Here is a 20,593-nt window from a genome sequence, read left to right on the forward strand (position 1 = left end):
GTACTAGCTGCCATGCCCGTACCAGTAAAACGCCAGATAATTTTACCTTCTTTATCTATAAGTATTTTTGTTGGAAATCCCTTGATATTATAAACCGTAACAATATCAGACTTCTCTTTTCCTTCATCATTCATTATCTGTATCCATGGAAGGCCATCTTCTTTAATGGCTTTTAACCATGCCGTCTTGTTCTTTGTTCTTTCTTCCGCTACTCCAATGATCACAAGACCATCCTGCTTATATTGCTCATACATTTCTTTTAAATGTGGGTGACTTGCCCGGCAGGGACCACACCATGACCCCCAAAAATCCAGGAGCACATATTTACCCTTGTAATCGGAGAGCCTGATGGTTTTGCCGTCCATATCCTTTTTTACAAAATCTGGAGCAACGAGGCCCGCCTCGGTCAATCCCTCGTACTGAGTATCATTTATCTGCTTTTCTATATCTTTTACTATCGGCAAACTTTTTATATTGCCGTCCAGTTTACCATAAAGGTGCTTAAGTTCGTCCATGTCCACAGAAACAGAAATGTCTGAAAGCAGGTAAACACTGATTGGGTAATCCGGATGCTGTTCGATAAACTGTATTGTGATGTCGCGCTTCTGGGTATTCAACTTCTCTGTTTCATTTTCCTCCCTTTTCATATTAGGCGAATCCGCCGCTTCTTGTGCAAGCATCATTTTCTGAATAGCATCGGAGCTCGCCCTGAGTTTCATCAGAATGTCTTTTACTTTTGCAGTGTACTCCATAGCCTGCTCATTATATTTATTGCCGCTAGCCTGTGCCGCTTCAAATTCTTTTCGGGTTCCGCTGACATTTATAACATCACCATTCATCACAAAAAGGCGCAGACGTACCCCCATTGAGGCCCCGCCATTAAAATAGGTATCCTGAGACAGATCCATCAGCGCTCCAACCTCCAGAACATTTCCTTTTGCAGTATCCCGGAATTCAAATGCACCATTCGCATCGGTTTGAACAGGTTTAACTTTCATATCGTCACCTTCACCAGTGGAATAAAAGAGTTTCCCGGTTGGGATACCCTCGATCTTGCCTTTCACTGTATAGGTATAGCCCGCATCTTTTTTCTGTGAACACGCTATATGCGTTACAAGCACGTAGGACAGAATAAATAATAATCTTCTCATAGTTTGTTTTTTATTTGTTTAATAATATAGGTTTCGAATTATGGATTATCAGTTAAGCCAGGCTTACCCTGTAAAGTTGGTCAGGTGCAATGAGCGGGCCTTTACTGAAATCTTTTTCACAGATCCGTAGCCTATTACCTGAACCTCACTCAAATTATTTGCCGATTGTAATACAGGGCTTATTACATTTTTACCTCCAACACTAACTGTAACACCAATCAAGGTGGTGTTGTCTTTATCTGATACTGTACCTGTAACTACTGACTAGTACAATAGTTTGTTGTAGCGGTTATAGATTTCTACTATCCTACTCTCCCATTAAGAGCCATTAATTGAAAAGCATGTATCCAAGCAGTATCGCTTTTACCTTTAGCCGGTACAACATTTGTTACCTCATCTTTATCGGGTTCAGATCCTATTGCGCTATTTGGTGTTCCTTTATCAGAAAATGTAATCTGAAAATTTCCCTCGCTTGTATCTGAATGCTTTTTATTGTGTTTCATTATAGTAGTAAAATTAAAGCCCTAATAATCAGTCCTTAATTTTATTTGATTATTTTAATAAATGTATACTACAAAGTTATTTTCCCATACCGTGCAAGCCAATAGCTAAATAGCGCCATTTTACGATGATTTTCTGGGACGTTAAACAACTTGACTTTTTGCCGGCAACAAAAGAATACTATTTATTACAAATCGAAATAAAGCCTCTTAATGAAAGCGAAACACTCTTTATCCAGGCATATTTATTTAATTACCATTAGGTATCTGCTCTTTATATTTTGGATTGTTTTGAAGGATTTTTTCTACCACTGGATGACCAATTTTAATGCAGATTCCAGCGATGGTATAAAGCCTACGGCCACTAAAGGCCATTTACATTGCGTCACCTGTACCACTTGTTTCTCCGTCACAGGTCGAAAGCTCTGCCAATTTTGATTTTATTCTGTCTAATTTTGATTTCGAAGGTATCTCACAAGTTATCAGTAACCTGTCGCCGTTCGATTCATCAATGTTAAGTTTTTCAAATGTTTTTATGTCATTTTTTAATTCACATTCGTTCTGTCGGGCCTTCTCCCTTACGGAATACTGTGTGTTAGCGGTAACTCCTTTTAACACGTATGGATGATCAGTAGAAAATTTATCCAATCCGCTTGATTTTTTTAGGCTTTCAATTATATTTTCATCATTCTTATTGTAATTACCATCCAAATCAGGTTTAACATTATCCCATATTTTTGGCAGTAACAATAATATGATAGGAGTTGCCGTTCTACAATAAACTATTAGCTTGTTATTGTTTTTTTGTTGGTAATTATATCCATCAACGGCGATATTATAGTTCAGCCTTAATGAAAAATTTTCCCCCTGGTGGTTTTGACTTGTACAATTAAACCCCAAATAGACAACATCTCTTTCTACGGACTGTATTTTATGCTTCTCCCAAGCCACCATAAAGAAACTTAGAATATTGTTACAACCATCTTTTAATAGATAAATTATATTGTTGTGTTTCAAACTCATTGTCACAACATATGTAGCATCTACATAATGAGCCTGTACCAATACAAATATATTTTCTATTTCAGAATCTGTAAGGTCTTTAATTTGTTTAATTTCTTCAATTACTTTCATTGATTGAGTAGATTAGATCATTAAAATTATGTGAACTGATAACCACTAATTCCATTCTTTAGAAATTAACAGCGATTTTGGTAAATAGTCTACGGCCATTGAAGCCCATTTGAACGGCATCCCATGCACCTCCTGTTTCGCCGTCGTATGCGGATAGCTTCGCACCTTTTACATAACCATAGTCAGGGTGAATATTAAATACATTATCCGCACCAAAGAATAATATTATCCTTTTAGAAATCTTGTAAGATCCATAAATATCGGTCACCATTTTACCTGAATAGTTAAACTGCTCTAAAACGGTTTTGCCCGGGTCATTATCCAATGCAACTAATGGCGGATATCTATTTGCGTAGCCATAACCTAAAAGGGAAATTTTGCCATAATACAGGAAATGCGTTCCAATTATCCAGTTACCAAAACCATAATCTAAATTTAAGCCTAGTTTTACAGGAGGCGCAGATGCCTTAATAAACGCTTGCTCCCTGTCACTAAAAAATGCCTGTTGACTTTGATAGGAACTATTTAACGCGGATGGAACGTTAATCTTATCGATGTTTAAGCGATTTAAATTTCCGGTAAACAAAACCTTAATGCTTTTATTTTCAAACCGTTTGGTATAATCTACAACCAAGTCCAGGCCAAAATTTGTGGTATTGATTGCATTTGCGAAAAACTGAGCCTGGGCTACACTGAGCTGGTTCAATATCGGTTTTAAGGACGGGATACTTTCATCAAACTGACCAGATAACACCACTCTATCTTTAATATTGATACGGTAACCATCTAAGGTTACGGTAACTGCTGAAGAAGGTTTCCAGGAGAAGCCTAAACTTGTGTTCACAGACTTCTCCTGTTTCAGGTCTGGAATTTCGGCTGCCCTGGTAATAGGACTGTAATTCGGGGCAAGCCTCACTTCGAAAAGCTTGCCCCCCTGAACACTTGTAAAACTATTGCTATAGTTAATCTGTTGTAAGGAAGGTGCCCGGAATCCGGTGCTTATCGATCCACGAACATTAAAATTGTTGTTCAGTCTATAGCGGGTTGCCAGCTTATAATTACTTGTAAAACCAAAGTCAATATAATTTTCTGCACGTAGCGCAACACCTATTAGCCATTTATCGGTAACATCCAATTCTGCATCCACATAGGCGGCAACATTGGTTCTGCCTGCATTGACCTCATCGGCTGGCTGGTAACCTGGAAAGCCTTGGGAACCTGTGGCCTTACCAGGGTTATAATTTGAATAGGAATCCTTTTCTCCGGCATAAATCTTATAATTTTCATACCTGTGCTCTAAGCCAAAAGCCAAATTTAATCCCGATGCAAAAGTTGGTATTGCTTTGCTCAAATTGAAGTTAACGGTATTTTGCAAAAATGAAAAGCCGCCATCATCAAAGTGATTTTTAGCAGTACCAAGGGAAGCGTTAAAAGTCTGATCGCCATAAAAATGAAAATTGTTACGTCCCAGCGTATTGCTCAAGTCCCAGTTCCAATCTTTAGCCCATACCCCTTTTACTCCTGCGGCGAAAGAAAGATCCTGGATTTTGGTCTGTATGATGGGATCAAAATAGGTTTCACCATCCACTGTGGTTTGTAGAATCGGATTCCCTGTCACTCCATCTGGAAAACGTTCTGGCCGAGTTGATAAATTTCTTGAATAGGCATAAGCTTCGGAAGTTTTTATATTGCCTCCGCCAAATGAATAGATAACCGTTTTGGTATTTGCAATAGGCAATTCCATATTGTACATCAATCCACCTGAAGTTACTGATCCATCTCCCGTAGATCTTCTGCCCCTATTAATTGGCAAACCATTTTCCGAGTTTAAATCTGTATTCAAATTTTGCCTGAAGGTCTTACCACTGGTTAAAAAATCTCCGGAGAAATTAATAAAACCATTGTTCTTACCAAGCGCGACACCATAGTTAGTACCTAAAGAAAATGTATTCCCATCAATTGCTCCACCATGACGATACTGGCCAAGCGCTTTTGCATAATGTGTATTGTTTCTTGGATCATAATAACCCGCATAACCTGCGTTAACACTTAAAGTCCCCACATCCTTTTTCAATATTAAGTTGATCACCCCCGCAATAGCATCAGATCCATATTGTGCCGATGCCCCATCACGTAAAATCTCCACACGATCTATAGAAGCCACAGGGATCGCATTTAAATCTGTTCCCGAATTACCTCTTCCTCTAGATCCATTTACAGCAACAAAAGCTGTCTGGTGACGGCGTTTGCCATTTACCAAAACCAATGTCTGATCTGGCCCTAATCCCCTAAGCGTAGCCAAATCTATTTGATCCGCACCGTCTGATCCACTTTGTTTGGTGAAATTGAAAGACGGTGAAGCCGAGTTCAAAATTGAAGTTAAATCCATTTTTGCTGTAGGCATGTTCACCTGATTGATCTTGATTACATCAACCGGAACAGGCGTCAGGACCGAAGAACGGGCCTTACCTCGGGTACCAACCACTACAAAACCATCCAAATTTTGCACGCTTTCCGATAAGGTGACCGTCATCACTCCAGGTGTTATCAATACTTCTTTGGTTTCATATCCGATGGCACTGATAATTAAAGTTCCTTTATCCGATGCTGAAATCTGGAAATTTCCATCCACATCAGTAAGGGTTCCCCTGTTTGTCCCTTTTTCCATCACAGAAGCGGAGATGATACCTTCTCCCTTCAATGTGGTAACCTTACCTTTTATAAGATTTTGTGCAAAAGAGGGTGCCTGGAATATAAAAATTCCAAGTAAAATGCACAGTAATTGTTTTTTCATATATATTTAAAATAATTTTTTGTTACCAATTTTTTGTAAATCCTCAGCATATTTAGTAGGGTAAACATCTAACTATTGAGTTTACAATCGCCCCTGCGCTTGAAAGAATGGCATGGTAGCCAAAGGCTGAATTGGATTTGAAGGTATTTTATTCATTGATAATTTGTTAGTCGGGATTGCGTTATCAACTATCATTTTCTAGTTGAACTTTCCCCAAACTTTACACCGCAAAATTATTTCTAATTGATATGACTGCCAATAGCTAGATGACGCCATTTTACCCTATCCCACTACACATCAGGTTACAATTTATTCTATCTTATCTAAGCGAAGAATTAAATAACCCTATCAGGAGCTAGTTTGCGTGAAACCCTATTTCTCTGATGCGATTGTTATTTTAGGTAGCTTTCAGCACTTCTAAAAGCATTTGGTATGCTCCCATTTACGGCGCCATTCTGCAAATACGGCTAGTAAACATTCGGTTAATTTGATCCCACTCTAACTGGTGATCTGTTTTGGTGTCGGGGTTTACTTCCAGCTTTAACACCAAACGGCTAGCGAAAAGCGGTGGCTATTCGTAGCGCTTACCCAGCGAAATAACCAGCGAGACCATAAACTTATCTAAAGCAGCCGTTGGCTATAATAGTCCAAAATATGATGGAAATTACCCCTATTACGATCCAAATGAGTAGTTTTGTTTTGTCAGTTTTCATAATGTTTGTATTTCTGTTAAGCTTAAATAATTCAAGTATAAAAGGCATGCATTCCAAGAAGCCCGTAGCCCACACGTTACCGGTCCCATCCTAAGTGTAGCAGACCACCCCTGCACCGCTTGCTAATGCATCGCTCCATCACTATGGATAGCGTTGGCTATAGAGACCCTATAAAGCCTTAACTGATAATAACCTCTGCAATACTAGATATTCTTTAATTTACAAGATCTCTTGTTATCTCCTTCTGTTTTGTGAGATAATAAACCGGAATCCCAGCCAGCATAATCACTACCCCCCAACCACAGGTACTCGTTTTAGTGATCAATAAAGACACACAAAAAACCGTGGCAAAGATGATGTATAACATCGGTAAAACCGGATACCCGAAAGCAAGGTATGGACGTTCCGCATTGGGCATCTTTCTTCTTAATAAAAAAATTCCCAGAATGGTCAGGATATAGAAAATCATCACTATGATCATTACAAAGTCCAGCAGGGCGCCATAGTTACCAGTAAGGCATAAAGCCGATGCCCAGAAACATTGAATCCATGAGGCCCAGGCTGGTACGCCCGCTTTGTTTAATGAGGCTGCTCTCTTAAAGAACAAACCGTCCTTAGCCATGGTATAATAAACTCTTGCCCCTGCCATAATCAGCCCGTTGTTACAGCCGAAAGTAGAGATCATGATCATCAATGCGATGATAGCAGTTCCTGCATTTCCAAAAATATGCTGGGCAGCAACGACAGCTACACGGTCAGATTTGGCGGTGGCAATGTCATTCATTGGAATCACGGCCACATACATCAAATTGGCAAGCACATAAATCACGCTGACAATAAAAGTACCGAGAAACAAGCTGAGTCCAACATTACGTTCCGGTTTTTTAATTTCTCCGGCAATAAAGGTTACTCCATTCCAGGCATCACTGGAAAACAGGGAACCCACTAAAGAGGCGGAAATGGCTGCAAAAAGAACGGAACCTCCAATCGTCATCCAGGAACCCGTTTCTACATTCATTGATTTTAGGCTCCAGGCATCTGCCCAGTTGGCATTCCATATTTCTGCCTTCGCTCCCAGTGTAAAACCAAAGACGATTAAGCCAAAAAGTGATAATATTTTAATGATGGTTAAGAAAGTTTGCAGGGCCTTGCTATCTTTTACCCCCCTGCTATTGAGATAGGTCAGGAAAACAATGGTGACAATAGACACCATTTGCGCGGCATTCAAAGAGAAATATTCTGGTGTTCTATTCACTGCTCTTCCCGTTTGCAATTGCCAAAGAACATTGGTATCACTTAATGGTTCATATAAATAAGCGGCGAATTTGGAAAAAGCTACCCCTACTGCAGCAATGCTACCTGTCTGCATCACCGAAAAAAAACTCCAGCCATATAGGAAAGCAATCAGTTTATTATAGGCCTCTTTCAGGTAAATGTACTGCCCTCCTGATTTAGGAAACATGGCACTCAATTCTCCGTAGCTCACTGCGGCGATCATTGTAACCAATCCGGTGAGCACCCAAATCACGATGAGCCAACCTGCCGATCCGACTTGCCTGGCAATATCTGCACTGACAATAAAAATACCAGAACCAATCATTGATCCTACGACAAGCATGGTACCATCTAATAACCCAAGTTCTCTTTTGAAAGAGCCCTCTTGACTTTCTTTTTTCATTTAGTTTGTTTAATGAAGGATTTTTCTATATCGAATATTTGGATTACTGCTGGCGTTAAGTTCTCCATAGCCCAAATAGATTAGTTAGTCCTAGATTTTAAACCACATTCCCATTCAGGGTACAAAATATATTAATATGGAATCGGCAAACAGAAATAATAAAGTCTAATATATAATTTGATAAAGAGCTTTTGAACGAAATCAAAAGCTCTTTATTAGATTTCATTCTTTTAGAAATTAAAGGCAAGTTTGGTGAATAGTCTGCGGCCATTGAAGCCCATTTGAACGGCATCCCAGGCCCCGCCTGTTTCACTGTCATAGGCTGAAAGCTTTGCGCCTTGTACATAAGCATAATCTGGGTGAATATTAAACACATTATCCGCCCCAAAAAATACCGTCAGCCTTTTGGAGATCTTATATGATGCATAAATATCGGTTACCATTTTACCTGAATAGTTAAACTGTTCTAAAACTGTTTTGCCCGGATCGTTATCCAGCGCAACTAATGGCGGATAGGTATTTGCATAGCCGCGACCCAAAAGCGAAATTTTGCCATAATACAGGAAATGCGTTCCAACCATCCAGTTGCCAAAACCGTAATCTAAGTTTAAGCCTAATTTTATGGGAGGTGCCGATGCTTTGATAAAGGCCTGCTCCCTGTCGCTAAAAAATGCCTGCTGATTTTGATAAGAACCATTTAAAGCCGCTGGAATATTGATTTTATCAACGTTGAGGTGGTTTAAATTTCCTGTAAATAAGACTTTGAAACTTTTGTTATCAAACCGTTTCGTATAATCTACCACCAAGTCCAAACCATAATTTGTGGTGTTGATTGCATTTGCAAAAAACTGTGCCTGAGCTACATTAAGCTCGTTCAAGATCGGCTTTAAAGCCGGAATACTTTCATCAAACTGACCAGATAATACTACCCTATCTTTAATATTGATGCGATAACCATCTAAGGTTACTGTAATTGCAGGTGCAGGTTTCCAGGAAAAGCCTAAACTTGTGTTCACAGACTTCTCCTGTTTCAGGTCTGGAATTCCGGCTGCCCTGGTAATAGGACTGTAATTCGGGGCAAGCCTGACTTCAAAAAGACTGCCGCTCTGGATGTTGGTTAAGGTATTGCTATAATTAATCTGTTGCAATGAGGGTGCACGGAACCCTGTACTGATCGATCCCCGAACATTAAAATTATTGGTTAGTCTGTAACGGGTTACCAGCTTATAATTGCTTGTAAAACCAAAATCACTATAATTTTCTGCCCTCACAGCAAGCCCTATAAGCCATTTATTGGTCGCGTCTAATTCTGCATCTACATAAGCTGCAACATTAGATCGGCCTGCATTGACCTCATCAGACGGCTGATATCCTGGAAAACCCTGAGCCCCTGTAGCTTTATCAACGTTATAATTTGAATAGGAATCTTTTTCTCCGGCATAAATTTTATAATTTTCATACCTGTGCTCTAAGCCAAAAGCCACATTTAATCCCGATGCAACAGCTGGAATTGCTTTGCTCAAATTGAAGTTAACCGTATTCTGCAAAAATGAAAAACCGCCGTCATCAAAATGAGTCTTACCCGCACCAAGGGAAGCATTAAAAGTCTGGTCCCCATAAAAATGAAAATTGTTACGTCCCAGCGTATTGCTTAAGTCCCAGTTCCAATCATTACCCCATACGCCTTTTATACCTGCCGCGAAAGAAAGATCCTGGATTTTAGTCTGTATAATGGGATCATAATAGATCTCCCCATCTGATGTAGTTTGTAGAATTGGATTCCCCGCAACTCCATCTGGGAAGCGCTCCAATCCGTCTGATAAATTTCTGGTAAATGCATAAGCCTCAGAAGCTTTTATATTGCCACCACCAAATGAATATATAGTTGTTTTTGTATTTGCAATAGGCAATTCCATATTGTACATCAATCCACCAGAAGTTCCTGATCCGTCTCCGGTAGATCTTCTCACGGTATTAACTGGCAAACCATCTTTCGAGTTTAAATCTGTATTCAAATTTTGCCTGAAGGTCTTCCCACTGATTAAAAAATCTCCGGAAAAATTAATAAACCCATTGTTTTTGCCAAGTGCAAGCCCGTAATTGGTGCCCAAAGAAAATGCATTACCATCAATTGCGCCACCCTGGCGATACTGGCCAAGTTCTTTACCATAATGCGTATTGTTTCTTGGATCATAATAACCTGCATAACCTGCGTTTACATTCAGAACACCAACGTCCTTTTTCAATATTAAGTTGATCACCCCTGCAATAGCATCCGATCCATACTGTGCTGATGCCCCGTCACGTAAAATTTCAACGCGTTCTATGGAAGACTCCGGAATGGCATTTAAATCCGTTCCCGAATTGCCTCGTCCCCTGGTTCCAAATATCGTAATAAATGCTGTCTGATGACGGCGTTTGCCATTGACCAGCACCAATGTCTGATCCGGTCCTAAGCCCCTAAGCGTAGCCAGGTCCATTTGATCTGAACCATCCGCCCCACTTTGTTTCGTAAAGTTGAAAGACGGTGAGGCCGAATTTAAAATTGACGTTAAATCCATTTTGGCGGTAGGCATATTCACCTGATTGATCTTGATCACGTCAACCGGAACCGGTGTTAAAACGGAAGAGCGGGCTTTACCGCGGGTGCCCACCACCACAAAATCCCCCAAAGTCTGTACGTTATCGGATAAGGTGACCGTCATCACTCCAGTGGTTACCAATACTTCTTTGGTTTCATATCCGATAGCACTGATCATTAAAATTCCATGATCAGAAGCTGAAAGCTGGAAATTTCCATCCACATCAGTAAGAGTTCCCTTGTTTGTTCCTTTTTCCATAACAGAAGCTGCTATGATCCCCTCACCTTTTAATGTGGTCACCTTACCCTTTATAAGGCTTTGTGCAAAAGAGCCTATTGGGAGGATAAAAAGCCCAAGCAACATGCATAATAATTGTTTTCTCATATATCTTTATTCACTTTCTAAAAGTTTTTTTTTCTGCTACAAAATTATTTTACCAGGCCATGCCCAACAATAGCTAGATAGCGCCATTTTTTCTCTTATTCGTCAAGCCCCCCCTGCTTAAATACCCGGCCCGGTTACCACCCAAGAAAATAGGCTTTACTGATCAAGCCTAAGAACCTGTAAGATTCAGCGATATCAGTAAAGCCTATTTTCAAATTACTCAAAACCAATATTCACAGGCTTTGTTCATCTTAAAAAACAACATCCTATGAACGCACTAAGTAACAAACTCCTTGACCGGGCAAAATCACTGCTCACCGAACCAACAGGAAAAGAAAACATCGATCAGGGCGAAAGAGTCGTTTCCATACTCACAGGAGGATGGCTCCTTTTTGAAAGCCTGAAAAACATGAGAAAGCATCCACTGATCGGCCTTCAGGTGGCCGCGGCAAGTGGACTCCTGCTCTACAGAGGCGCAACCGGCAACTGTCCGGTTTACAGGAAGATTGGCAAAGACACCAGCGATCCACAAGCCATCATCATTAGCGACACCATTACGGTTAACGCACCAAGAGAAAAAGTATACGCCTTCTGGAGAGAACTTTCTAACCTTCCAAAATTCATGAAACACCTCAAAAGTGTAGAAGAAACCAGCGATACCGTCTCCTTGTGGACAACCAATACCCCAGGAGATCTGATAGACCTGAGCTGGAGCGCAGAAATCACCCGCGAAGAACCCGGTGAATACCTGGGCTGGCACTCACTGGAAGGATCCAGAATTGACAACGGCGGGAAAGTAGAATTTAAAGACACCCTGAATGGAACTGGCACAGAACTGCATATAGAAATAGACTATTTCCCACCAGCTGGAAGCGTAGGAAGAGGCATCACCTCCCTGTTCAATGGACTATTCGAAAGCATGATCCGTGAAGACATCAAAAACTTTAAGCACTATGCAGAAGCCGCAGAATTCAGGCAATATGCAGGACTGTCTACCCCAGCCTTCAGCTAACCACAGTCTGACACCCAGGAAAATATATATTACTGATCAAGCCTCAAAACCTGTAAGGTTCAGCGCGATCAGTAATATATATTTTCAATAGTGATGACATTTGAAAAATCATGATTTTCAAAATCTTAATTTAATTGCATATTTGTAAATGCTCTCATCCGTTTACGCACGATATATTTCCCTGATTGCACTGCTATGTTTCTCTATAGTTAGCAAAGCCGATACCCTCTTGCTTTCAAACGCAAATGCAGACCACACCACCGCTTTAAAACCATTTTTTAAAGCTCTTAAAGATCAAAAACTTATATCATTAAATCAATTCCACCTCTCCAGACCCAACGATACATTTTGGTTAAAAGCAACCCTAAAAACATCCGGAAACCTGGATCAAAACCATTTTTGCCTAAGCTTTAACCACCTCACCTTTGTTGATCTGTACCTGTTTGAAAACGGAAAACTGAAACTACACCACAAAGCCGGAGCCTTCAGAAAAAAAAACGAGATCACCCGCGGCGACGACCGTTTCCATTTTAACCTTGTGTTTTTACCAGGCGCCACCTACCAGGTCATCCTAAAAATTAAACACACAAAAAGATATCCCCCCAACTACGATTTCCTGCTACAAAGCACCAACACCTACCTCTCCTACAACCGTACATTGGAACTTACCAATTTCTGGCTTCAGGGAGCAATAGCCGTATTGTTAATTTACTCCGGCCTCTCCTGGTTCATCAGCAAATACAAACCCTTCATTTGGGTCATGCTTTTTATAGTCAGCATCGGCCTGTATTGTTTCTCGCTCGAACCCGCATTTATCGACTTCTTCTTCCCTATGCATCCCGAAACGGGTTGGTTATTGGTGCTGGTCTTTCTGCATGTAGGAATCGTTAGCTTTTATCTGCTCATGATTGAATTTTTGGAAATGAAAAGCAAGGCACCTCAACTTTACCATTATGGACATCTCCTGATCAAAGTGGTTCTCGTTTTCTCTGTACTCTGTGTAACGCACAACTATTTAACCTCCAATTACTTCCTTACCAACCAAATTAATCTGGCCTTCTCCCTTATCCATTTAAGTTATATAGGCATTGCTACGGTTACACTCTGGCGTAAATTAGATGCCAGCCAGCGTTTCCTGATCTATGGCATTTTAGTATTTGTTACCGGAGTGATGGTATTGGTAGCAAGTGCAGTAATTTTTGGTGAACAAAGTTTAGTTTATGCACCCATTATCTCAAAAGTCACTATCCTGCTCATCACCATTCTTTTCCTCACCGGACTAAACCAAAAGCAAACAGAACTCCTGGAGAAAAAAACACGGATCAGCACTTTAATGGACGAACTGAACCACCGCGTTAAAAATAACCTCCAAATGCTCTACAGCCTAAGCGCGCTGCAACTCCCTCTGATGCAAAATGAAAAGGGCAAACAAGTGCTGAATGATATGCGCGGACGTATCAAAGCAATGATGCTGGTTAACGAACATTTAAGCATAGATCAGCAAGAACAAGCCATATCCGTCAGGTTACTCGCCCAGGAAATCAAACAGCACATCCAATACATCTATGATCCGAAAGAGCAGATACCTATAGACATCCGGATTTCCGAAGAACTCAGTTTCCCCGCAAGCATAGCGTTGCCCTTTGGGCTTATCCTGACAGAGCTATTCACCAACACCTTTAAACATGCTTTTAGTGGCGACCACCCCAATCCTTCCATCCAGGTAGAAATCCATTTAAGAGCAGGGTATTTCCGTTTTACCTACAAAGACAATGGAAACAGAACAGAAAACATCAATATCAGCCCGTCTATGGGCCTTTCCTTAATACAGGATCTGATCAGACAGCTCAAAGGAAATCTTGCCGTCAACTCTACAACGGGATATACCTATTTATTCACTTTTCCAAACTTCTGTTAACATGCGTATTTTGATTATTGAAGACGAAATTATTATTGCACGCTTTATAGAAAACCAAATTAAAAGCAATCATCCATCCGAAACACGCGTTGCGCTTTCCATCAGCGAAGTCCGGCAACTGATTCCAGAATTTTGCCCCCACCTGGTCCTTTGCGACATTAAGCTGAATGATAAACTGGACGGAATAGAACTCATCCGTCAATTGAAGAAAACACATGCTTTTGAAGTGGTATTCATTACCTCCTATCAATCTATGCAAACCATCAACCGGGCCTTTGAACTCAAACCTGCCAATTACATCATTAAGCCACTGGATGAAAGCAGATTATATGCTGGACTGCTCCCGGTTGTAAAACAACTCCAGGAAAAGGAGGCCTCCAGTTCTTCCAAAGCAAACATGAATGATACCCTGAGCCCAAATGAACTGACCATATTAAAACTCATTTCACAAAAGAAAACCACCAAAGAAATTGCCGCTATGATCCACCTGAGTCCTTATACCATAAAAAATTACCGGCACAGCATCTGCCGGAAACTTCAATTAGACGAAGAAAATAATGCTCTTTTAACCTGGTCGCTGAAAAACCACCACCTGATCGTCAGCACAGCTTAGTCATCAGTCTTTAAGCATCACAAGCCCGGCACTTTGCCCAAGCTTCACCAAAACCTTGGTACCATAAACCGCCGTATAGGCTATACCTGTGCCACCATCAGACTTATATATCAGATTGTCTATACCCACCATATCTAATGGAGCCGTCAGAGAATTCACAGCAGAACAAATCATGTAAAGTTTACGGTCTTTTAAAATTTCAGGAGCCCTTAGCATGGACACCACCTGAAAAATCCCATAAAGAAAGGTTCCACCTTTAGACACCAGAGAAGTCGCCCTTCGCCAATCCTTATTTTTTTTCTGTAAAAAGGCAATTTTATCTTTATGCTTGGTCCATACCTTCAGCGCAAGGCGCAACAAGAGCAAAATGACAATTCCCCGGATAATGGTTTTGGCCCATGTAGGCGCATTTTTTATTTTTCCGCAGCAACAGCAAACCTCACGATCTTCCAGAAATTCAGCCACAATCGATAAATACTTAATTACGTTGAACGCATAAGACAATCCATTGATCAGCGATATGACTGTACCCGCAAAACCTGTCTGTTTTTCCACCACCTCTGCCGCCTGGTCCATGACCGAATCTGGCAAGACCGTTTCTGCTACGATCTCGGGTAATCTTTTCACCTTTTCTATCGCGTAAAGCAGGTTGGAGGTAATGTTAAGGCCCACATGTATATATTTCAAAATATCCTGATATACTGTTCCTTCTGTTTCTTTTGTAGTTATTGTAGTATCCATATCGTCTGTTAATTAAATGATGAAACAACCTGATGGGAAAAGGCTTCTTTAGACATTTGTGTAAAAGGCGCAACTTTATTCGCAATTTTATAGCCAATGGTGGTTGGAATGGCTATAAATAAGCAAGTAAGATCTAACAAACTCAACTCCTTTCCGCTAATCTCATAATAGATAGGCGATAAAATGGGAATCCGGATGGCCGCATTGAGCAATTGCTTGATGGATTCAATTGATTCTATTAAAAGATTAAAAAATCCATCAACCAGACCCTCTATCATGTCAAAAGCAATATCTAAAAATATTTTGCCCATTCTTTTCAAAAATTCTCCGATAGACAGCTCTCCTTTAAAAAAGCGGAGCAGCAAATCCGTTATATTTTTCAAATTCGGATCATTCGTATCAGCAGACAATTTTTTTAAGGGACCAGTATCTACGCCCGTGGCAGCAACCCCGGAAGTACCAAACATCACCTCCTTTTTGCTGTTTACCCAATTGGTGCGCGAATCGGGCGGGCTCACTTTGAGCATGTCCTTTGAAGCATTGAGTTCATCAACAGTACCGTTCAGCTGATCATGATCCAGCGCATCCAAACCTGAGGCCATGGTAATTCTCTTTTTCAGCTGCCTGATATTTTCCACCACAAATTTCCTGAACTGTTCAATTTGCGGTATAACGGCGTCCAGACAATCATTTGTGGTCAGTACCAATGCATCTTTCGTATCCACAATATCCTGCCAATTGAACAAAAACGCTAAGAACTCTACCAAATCGTCAAAAAACACTTTGGTATTCTCCCAAAGTCTTTCCATAAAGGCTAAAGCATCTTTTGCCGTATTGGCAATCCATTTCAATACCTTACCCCCAATTTCTAACACCAGCTGCACGCCCTCCTTTACCTTATTGATGATAAAAGAACTGACCTCTATAAAGCCCTTTTTGATACTGTATAAAATATCTCCAATGGTATAACCTCTCTCTTCAGAAAAGCCATAAGCACTACGGGCAGGCAAAGAAATACCGCCAGCCGACTTGTTATCCAGTTGTACCGCCGCATTTGCAGTAAGAGAAATTGCCGCTGCCAGTTGATCCAGTGTATCCGCATCGTAATTTCCAGAAATCAAAGGCGTCCCATCTTGTTTTCTGGCAGCCGCGAGGTCTTTTCCAGACTTGATTTTTTCCTTCATCTTTTCCTGAACACCCCTGCTCAGATCAACCACCAATGGTTCATCCAGGAAAGCCGCATCAATATGAACAGGTGCTGCAGCAATGGAGTCTATCGGAAAAACAATATTGATGTAATCTGTAAAATCCAGACTGATCTTGCTGCCCGGCGACAGAAAATATTTCTTATTATTCACGTATAAAATCCTGTTTTCTTTGCTGGAGATATGAATCTGATCAGAAATTGGTGCTGAAGTATTCGTGAAATGCAGGTCAATAGAATAGCTGTTTATTTTTACTGTTTTATTCAGGTTGGCAATATTCACCTCATGTTCCTGCCAGTTTTTGCTCACCGCATCTTGCCAAAATTGTACCAGGCCCGGGTTACCTGAATTGTCCTGGTCTGTAAACAAAAACAATTGATTGGTGAAATTCTTACCCTTAATTGCAGAAAATTCATCCATATGCTCGTGCATTTTCAATGGATAAGTCCAGCGCCGTATGGTCTTACCCGGTAAACCTTCTTTATCTAAGGTTTGAAAAGTATTGGTTAAATAATACAAGGATTTTGACTGCTGGTCCAATGCCCACACCGTTACATCAGCGTCATGAGCCGAAACATCTATCTTGGCATAATTCCGGTCTTTTGCCGCCACCTCTTCCCTTCCGGAATCAGGAGCGTCAAATTTGTATATCCCTTGTCCGGCTACATACAAGATATGGTCACCTTGTGTGTTTCCCAACAAATCAAAACAGCTGATGTCGCCGCCGGTTTCAAATCTGTATTGTGAAATCTCCTCTCCTGGTGCATCAGGAAAGCCTTGAAAAAGCATAGTCCTTTCCTTTCTCATATCATAAAGGATAAATACACCATATGATCCATAAATACGCCCAACAGAAAGTTGTTTCACTTGCTTCGTATTTTCAGGCAAGGTAAAATTGGAAGGCTCATCCTTGTATTCAAAATAATGGTAAGTAGCATCTGTGCCTGCTAAAAGAGAGCTGAATAAAACCCCTCTTTGGTCCATTGTGATATGATTTATAGTTCTTGCCGGAAAATCCAGGTGCTTATATCGGTATTTCAACACCGTATTCAGTTTTTCCAGATGTGCTTCATTCAACTCCAGCTCATCAGAAACCAGTAATTCAGACTGCTGATCCTTACGCTGGCTGTAACAAAGCCTGAAAGTCCCCTTCACTTGATCATAATCAAAATCGAAGCTTTGCGTCTGGAAACCCTTGGCAGAAAGTTCTGCGATCCCCCAGCCTGAATCACTGCCATCAGACCTGATGATCGCGGTAAGCACACCTGATTTACTGATAAAAAAAATGACCGAACCATCACTGCCGATCTTTAGTGATTTAATTCCTTTTCCAGCATCCACGGTGCTCTCTGCCACATAGTTTTCCATAAACTCGCACTGGTATCCTAAAGACACCTTACTGCGGTTCTTATTTGTAAAAAATAGATCTTCCATATTTAAATAGCTGGATTATAATTTAGACTGTTGCTTCGGCATAGGAGATATCAAACAGTACAGCATCTGATTCATCCAATTTGCCGTTAAGCAAACGTATGTTTTTGAAGGTATAGACATTAGATCCCGGCAAGACCACTTTATTAGAGAAATTATTAAGCGCACTGAAATTTACCTGTTTGAAAGCCAGTCCGATATTTCCTAAAAATTTACCCGTATTTTTCTTTTGTTCTTTGGCCAAAGAATTGAATATATTGGAGAAAGACAGCCATGCCTCATCAACACCACTCTTATATTCCAGTTCTTCGGTATCCATTCCAATTAACGGAGGGGTATATTCATCTTTCATTTCAATGTTACCTTGTGCAGAAGCGATTAGCTTAATTACAATTTTGCCAGGTGCGCCTTTGTATCCGTTAAATTCATATTTGCCACTGGTCGAGAATTTACGGTTCACACCTACCGAACCAACTACTGCAGACACTTCCTCATGCGCATTGGCTTTAATTAAGATATCATACCGCAGAGAAATGGATTTTTTATCCGCATCATTTTTAATTTCCTTCCTTTTGATCGTAAAATCCATATTGATTCCTTTCTCCAGATATTTGAGCTTAATTTCAGATTCATCACTTGAGGCCACCCTGTCCAAATCGGTCAGTGCATCTTTAAAAGCATTTTCTATAGAACTGTCAATTTCTTTCAGATAATTATCAGCAAATGTTCCAAAGTCAAGGGCAATCACACCACTTACTGTAGAAGTCTTGTCTAACGCTTCTTCTATCAGGCTTCTGTCTATTCTTCCACCTAAAGGAGCTGCCGGAAAGAGATGTTTTTCCGTCAGCATTAAAAAGTTAAAGGCCGGCGCCCTGGCTATATTGCTCTGGGATGTAGAATAAGACGTACCTGTTGGATACAGGAGTGATTTTTCTCTCTCTGCCAGCTTTTTTTTATTGATGGCATAGCCCAATACATAAGGGCTATCTTTGTCAGTTTCCAGATTTTTGAAATAATTAATGACGGCAACCTGCAAAGTGGTCCGATCTCCAATATCTGCAGGCAAAACGCTATCTTTAAGGCTGTACTGCGATACATTTGCCTTCTCAAAATCAAGAAGTATGGAACTCACTGTGAAATCAGTATCATTAAATCCGCCCTCCCTTAATTCTGTACGGGATGCTCCGTCCAAAAGAAACATAGACTTTTCGTCTATTCTCAATTTACCAATAGGAACCCGGAACGCATAGGATTTATTTTCGAGGTTACATTCTTTAATACACCCTTTGTCGATGTAATAAAACCTCCCTTCTTTAATCGGAAGTTTAAACAACACTTCCGTATTGCTGTCCTTCAACAAAGTAATCATGGGCGCATCCAAAATGGCATCTACCAATATCTCATACTTTGAACTGATTTTTATTTGATCCTCCAGTTCTTTAATGGCGTCCTTAATGTCATTACGCTCTATTCTGAGTTGGATACGCTCTTCTCCCTCCGAGTCGTCCAATTGATCTTGCTTGTCCTGCAAATCGGCCTTCAGTTGAGCCAACTGCTTGAACAAACTATCCAGGGTCAACCAGGCCCGTTTAGCCTCCTCAAATTTTTGGTCGGCCTGATTTAAGCTGTATTTCCCCTTACCATCAGCAAGAAATTGCCATTTCCGGTCTATAATGCCTCTATTGAGCAATTGTTTAATTTCGAAATTGATTTTGTTCTCTGAAACGGCCAAAACCATATCATATTGACCCAAGCCTATGTTTTTGTTTCTCATTTAAAATGAATTAACTGTAACTAAGCAAATATATATGGGGTCGAAATGTGTTAATAGAGACCCCGGGGTCCTATTTTTAAATTATTGGAAGCGAGCTTATGTGAAGCTATTATACCAGTTTTTTCTGCTATAATACCTTTTTTTATAACTCCCGGAAGAGATCTTTGTAATTCGTTTGTAATCTAAATTCAATTCCCGGAGTCGCGGCCATGCAGCTTCGGGATTGTTTTTAGTCCATGTTACAGAATGGTGTTCCGTCATCATCATGATCAGGATGACTTTCAACCTGCTTGCCTTCCCTTGTCTCTTTAATGCTGATATTGTTGTCTATATTATGCTCACGCTTGTCTTCATGGCTTTTAAGCGGACCACGAGCCGAACTTACAGGCAACTCACCTGCATTAAAATTGTTGTTTTTCACTTCCTGAGTTTTCATAGGTTCTTGTTTTGTTTTTTATACGAATAGTTTTGTTGGAATTAAAACAAACGAAACCCATTAAGGTTTAATGCGTTAACCCGACCCAAGTGTTGACCGGTTTTCATCTGGCGCAACCTTTTCAATTAACATCTTGGTAAAGACATTCTGATGCTCCTCCAATATATGAATCACTTTTCCAAGAGACATCATTTTCCTAAAATCAAGTGCATTGATAAACTTGATCTTTTTCAATTTGACCTTTTCCTCCCGTAGTGTAGCGATAGAAAATTTCAAATCTTTCAATAGGCCTTTAACAAGCGTCTCAGCCAGATCAGGATCGAGACAAGTACGAAGAGCGCATTCCTTTTTTGCCTGTTCAATGATCTCTCCTAAAACTTCTTCCAGCTTCCGCTGTTCGTGGATATCCAATTCCGTAACCATTTTTCTGGTTACACCAACGAGGTTAATTTTATTTTTCATCCGTAAATAAATTTACTTTTATCTTGTTTTTTAAACTGTCCTAAAACTACTTCAGAGCCCTCTGA

14 protein-coding genes are annotated in these 20,593 nt (G+C 40.4%); 3 read left to right on the forward strand and 11 right to left on the reverse strand.

Features of this window, described 5'->3' with window-relative positions; all coding sequences use genetic code 11:
- The 6 genes from DBR11_RS11795 to DBR11_RS11820 all read right to left on the reverse strand — a co-directional run.
- The coding region (locus tag DBR11_RS11795) for a TlpA disulfide reductase family protein (RefSeq protein ID WP_146186514.1) at nucleotides 1-1,151 on the reverse strand (1,151 nt) is incomplete at its 3' end.
- 302 nt (nucleotides 1,152-1,453) lie between these two features.
- Nucleotides 1,454-1,654 (reverse strand): hypothetical protein, encoded by a 201-nt coding sequence (locus DBR11_RS11800; RefSeq protein WP_108552850.1) that lies wholly within the window; start codon nucleotides 1,652-1,654, stop codon nucleotides 1,454-1,456.
- Between the two features lie 372 nt (nucleotides 1,655-2,026).
- Nucleotides 2,027-2,785, reverse strand: coding sequence for a hypothetical protein (locus tag DBR11_RS11805; RefSeq protein WP_108552852.1), 759 nt, complete (start codon nucleotides 2,783-2,785; stop codon nucleotides 2,027-2,029).
- Nucleotides 2,786-2,843: 58 nt separating this feature from the next.
- The gene (locus DBR11_RS11810; RefSeq protein WP_108552854.1) at nucleotides 2,844-5,579 is read right to left on the reverse strand and encodes a TonB-dependent receptor; all 2,736 of its coding nucleotides are present in this window, start codon (nucleotides 5,577-5,579) and stop codon (nucleotides 2,844-2,846) included.
- 927 nt (nucleotides 5,580-6,506) lie between these two features.
- On the reverse strand, nucleotides 6,507-7,970 hold the full coding sequence (locus DBR11_RS11815; protein WP_108552856.1) for an APC family permease: 1,464 nt from the start codon (nucleotides 7,968-7,970) through the stop codon (nucleotides 6,507-6,509).
- A 230-nt stretch (nucleotides 7,971-8,200) separates the two neighbouring features.
- Nucleotides 8,201-10,936, reverse strand: a complete 2,736-nt coding sequence (locus tag DBR11_RS11820; RefSeq protein ID WP_108552858.1) for a TonB-dependent receptor — start codon at nucleotides 10,934-10,936, stop codon at nucleotides 8,201-8,203.
- 268 nt (nucleotides 10,937-11,204) lie between these two features.
- Between DBR11_RS11820 and DBR11_RS11825 the strand changes: the two genes are divergently transcribed.
- The 3 genes from DBR11_RS11825 to DBR11_RS11835 all read left to right on the forward strand — a co-directional run bounded on the left by DBR11_RS11825 (nucleotide 11,205) and on the right by DBR11_RS11835 (nucleotide 14,479).
- Nucleotides 11,205-11,948, forward strand: a complete 744-nt coding sequence (locus DBR11_RS11825) for an SRPBCC family protein (protein WP_108552860.1) — start codon at nucleotides 11,205-11,207, stop codon at nucleotides 11,946-11,948.
- 148 nt (nucleotides 11,949-12,096) lie between these two features.
- A complete protein-coding gene (locus DBR11_RS11830) occupies nucleotides 12,097-13,866 on the forward strand; it encodes a histidine kinase dimerization/phosphoacceptor domain -containing protein (protein ID WP_108552862.1) in 1,770 nt (589 codons plus the stop codon).
- A 1-nt stretch (nucleotide 13,867) separates the two neighbouring features.
- Complete coding sequence (locus DBR11_RS11835) at nucleotides 13,868-14,479, forward strand: response regulator transcription factor (RefSeq protein WP_108552864.1); 612 nt, start codon at nucleotides 13,868-13,870, stop codon at nucleotides 14,477-14,479.
- 3 nt (nucleotides 14,480-14,482) lie between these two features.
- Here DBR11_RS11835 and DBR11_RS11840 read toward each other — a convergent pair whose 3' ends face one another.
- The 5 genes from DBR11_RS11840 to DBR11_RS11860 all read right to left on the reverse strand — a co-directional run bounded on the left by DBR11_RS11840 (nucleotide 14,483) and on the right by DBR11_RS11860 (nucleotide 20,528).
- Nucleotides 14,483-15,220, reverse strand: a complete 738-nt coding sequence (locus DBR11_RS11840) for a hypothetical protein (RefSeq protein WP_108552866.1) — start codon at nucleotides 15,218-15,220, stop codon at nucleotides 14,483-14,485.
- A gap of 8 nt (nucleotides 15,221-15,228) precedes the next feature.
- The gene (locus DBR11_RS11845) at nucleotides 15,229-17,859 is read right to left on the reverse strand and encodes a hypothetical protein (protein ID WP_108552868.1); all 2,631 of its coding nucleotides are present in this window, start codon (nucleotides 17,857-17,859) and stop codon (nucleotides 15,229-15,231) included.
- A 22-nt stretch (nucleotides 17,860-17,881) separates the two neighbouring features.
- Complete coding sequence (locus DBR11_RS11850) at nucleotides 17,882-19,630, reverse strand: hypothetical protein (RefSeq protein ID WP_108552870.1); 1,749 nt, start codon at nucleotides 19,628-19,630, stop codon at nucleotides 17,882-17,884.
- A gap of 229 nt (nucleotides 19,631-19,859) precedes the next feature.
- Nucleotides 19,860-20,066, reverse strand: a complete 207-nt coding sequence (locus tag DBR11_RS11855; protein WP_108552872.1) for a hypothetical protein — start codon at nucleotides 20,064-20,066, stop codon at nucleotides 19,860-19,862.
- Nucleotides 20,067-20,141: 75 nt separating this feature from the next.
- Entirely contained in the window at nucleotides 20,142-20,528 is a 387-nt protein-coding gene (locus tag DBR11_RS11860; RefSeq protein ID WP_108552874.1) for a hypothetical protein, read from the reverse strand.
- Nucleotides 20,529-20,593: the final 65 nt, after the last annotated feature.

The organism is Pedobacter sp. HMWF019, assembly GCF_003061025.1.
Classification (GTDB): domain Bacteria; phylum Bacteroidota; class Bacteroidia; order Sphingobacteriales; family Sphingobacteriaceae; genus Pedobacter.

Bases quoted from the DNA above. Each gene is read 5' to 3' on its own strand.
- DBR11_RS11800 (WP_108552850.1), bottom strand. From the start codon at position 1,654: ATGAAACACAATAAAAAGCATTCAGATACAAGCGAGGGAAATTTTCAG.
- DBR11_RS11805 (WP_108552852.1), bottom strand. From the start codon at position 2,785: ATGAAAGTAATTGAAGAAATTAAACAAATTAAAGACCTTACAGATTCT.
- DBR11_RS11810 (WP_108552854.1), bottom strand. From the start codon at position 5,579: ATGAAAAAACAATTACTGTGCATTTTACTTGGAATTTTTATATTCCAG.
- DBR11_RS11815 (WP_108552856.1), bottom strand. From the start codon at position 7,970: ATGAAAAAAGAAAGTCAAGAGGGCTCTTTCAAAAGAGAACTTGGGTTA.
- DBR11_RS11820 (WP_108552858.1), bottom strand. From the start codon at position 10,936: ATGAGAAAACAATTATTATGCATGTTGCTTGGGCTTTTTATCCTCCCA.
- DBR11_RS11825 (WP_108552860.1), top strand. From the start codon at position 11,205: ATGAACGCACTAAGTAACAAACTCCTTGACCGGGCAAAATCACTGCTC.
- DBR11_RS11830 (WP_108552862.1), top strand. From the start codon at position 12,097: ATGCTCTCATCCGTTTACGCACGATATATTTCCCTGATTGCACTGCTA.
- DBR11_RS11835 (WP_108552864.1), top strand. From the start codon at position 13,868: ATGCGTATTTTGATTATTGAAGACGAAATTATTATTGCACGCTTTATA.
- DBR11_RS11840 (WP_108552866.1), bottom strand. From the start codon at position 15,220: ATGGATACTACAATAACTACAAAAGAAACAGAAGGAACAGTATATCAG.
- DBR11_RS11845 (WP_108552868.1), bottom strand. From the start codon at position 17,859: ATGGAAGATCTATTTTTTACAAATAAGAACCGCAGTAAGGTGTCTTTA.
- DBR11_RS11850 (WP_108552870.1), bottom strand. From the start codon at position 19,630: ATGAGAAACAAAAACATAGGCTTGGGTCAATATGATATGGTTTTGGCC.
- DBR11_RS11855 (WP_108552872.1), bottom strand. From the start codon at position 20,066: ATGAAAACTCAGGAAGTGAAAAACAACAATTTTAATGCAGGTGAGTTG.
- DBR11_RS11860 (WP_108552874.1), bottom strand. From the start codon at position 20,528: ATGAAAAATAAAATTAACCTCGTTGGTGTAACCAGAAAAATGGTTACG.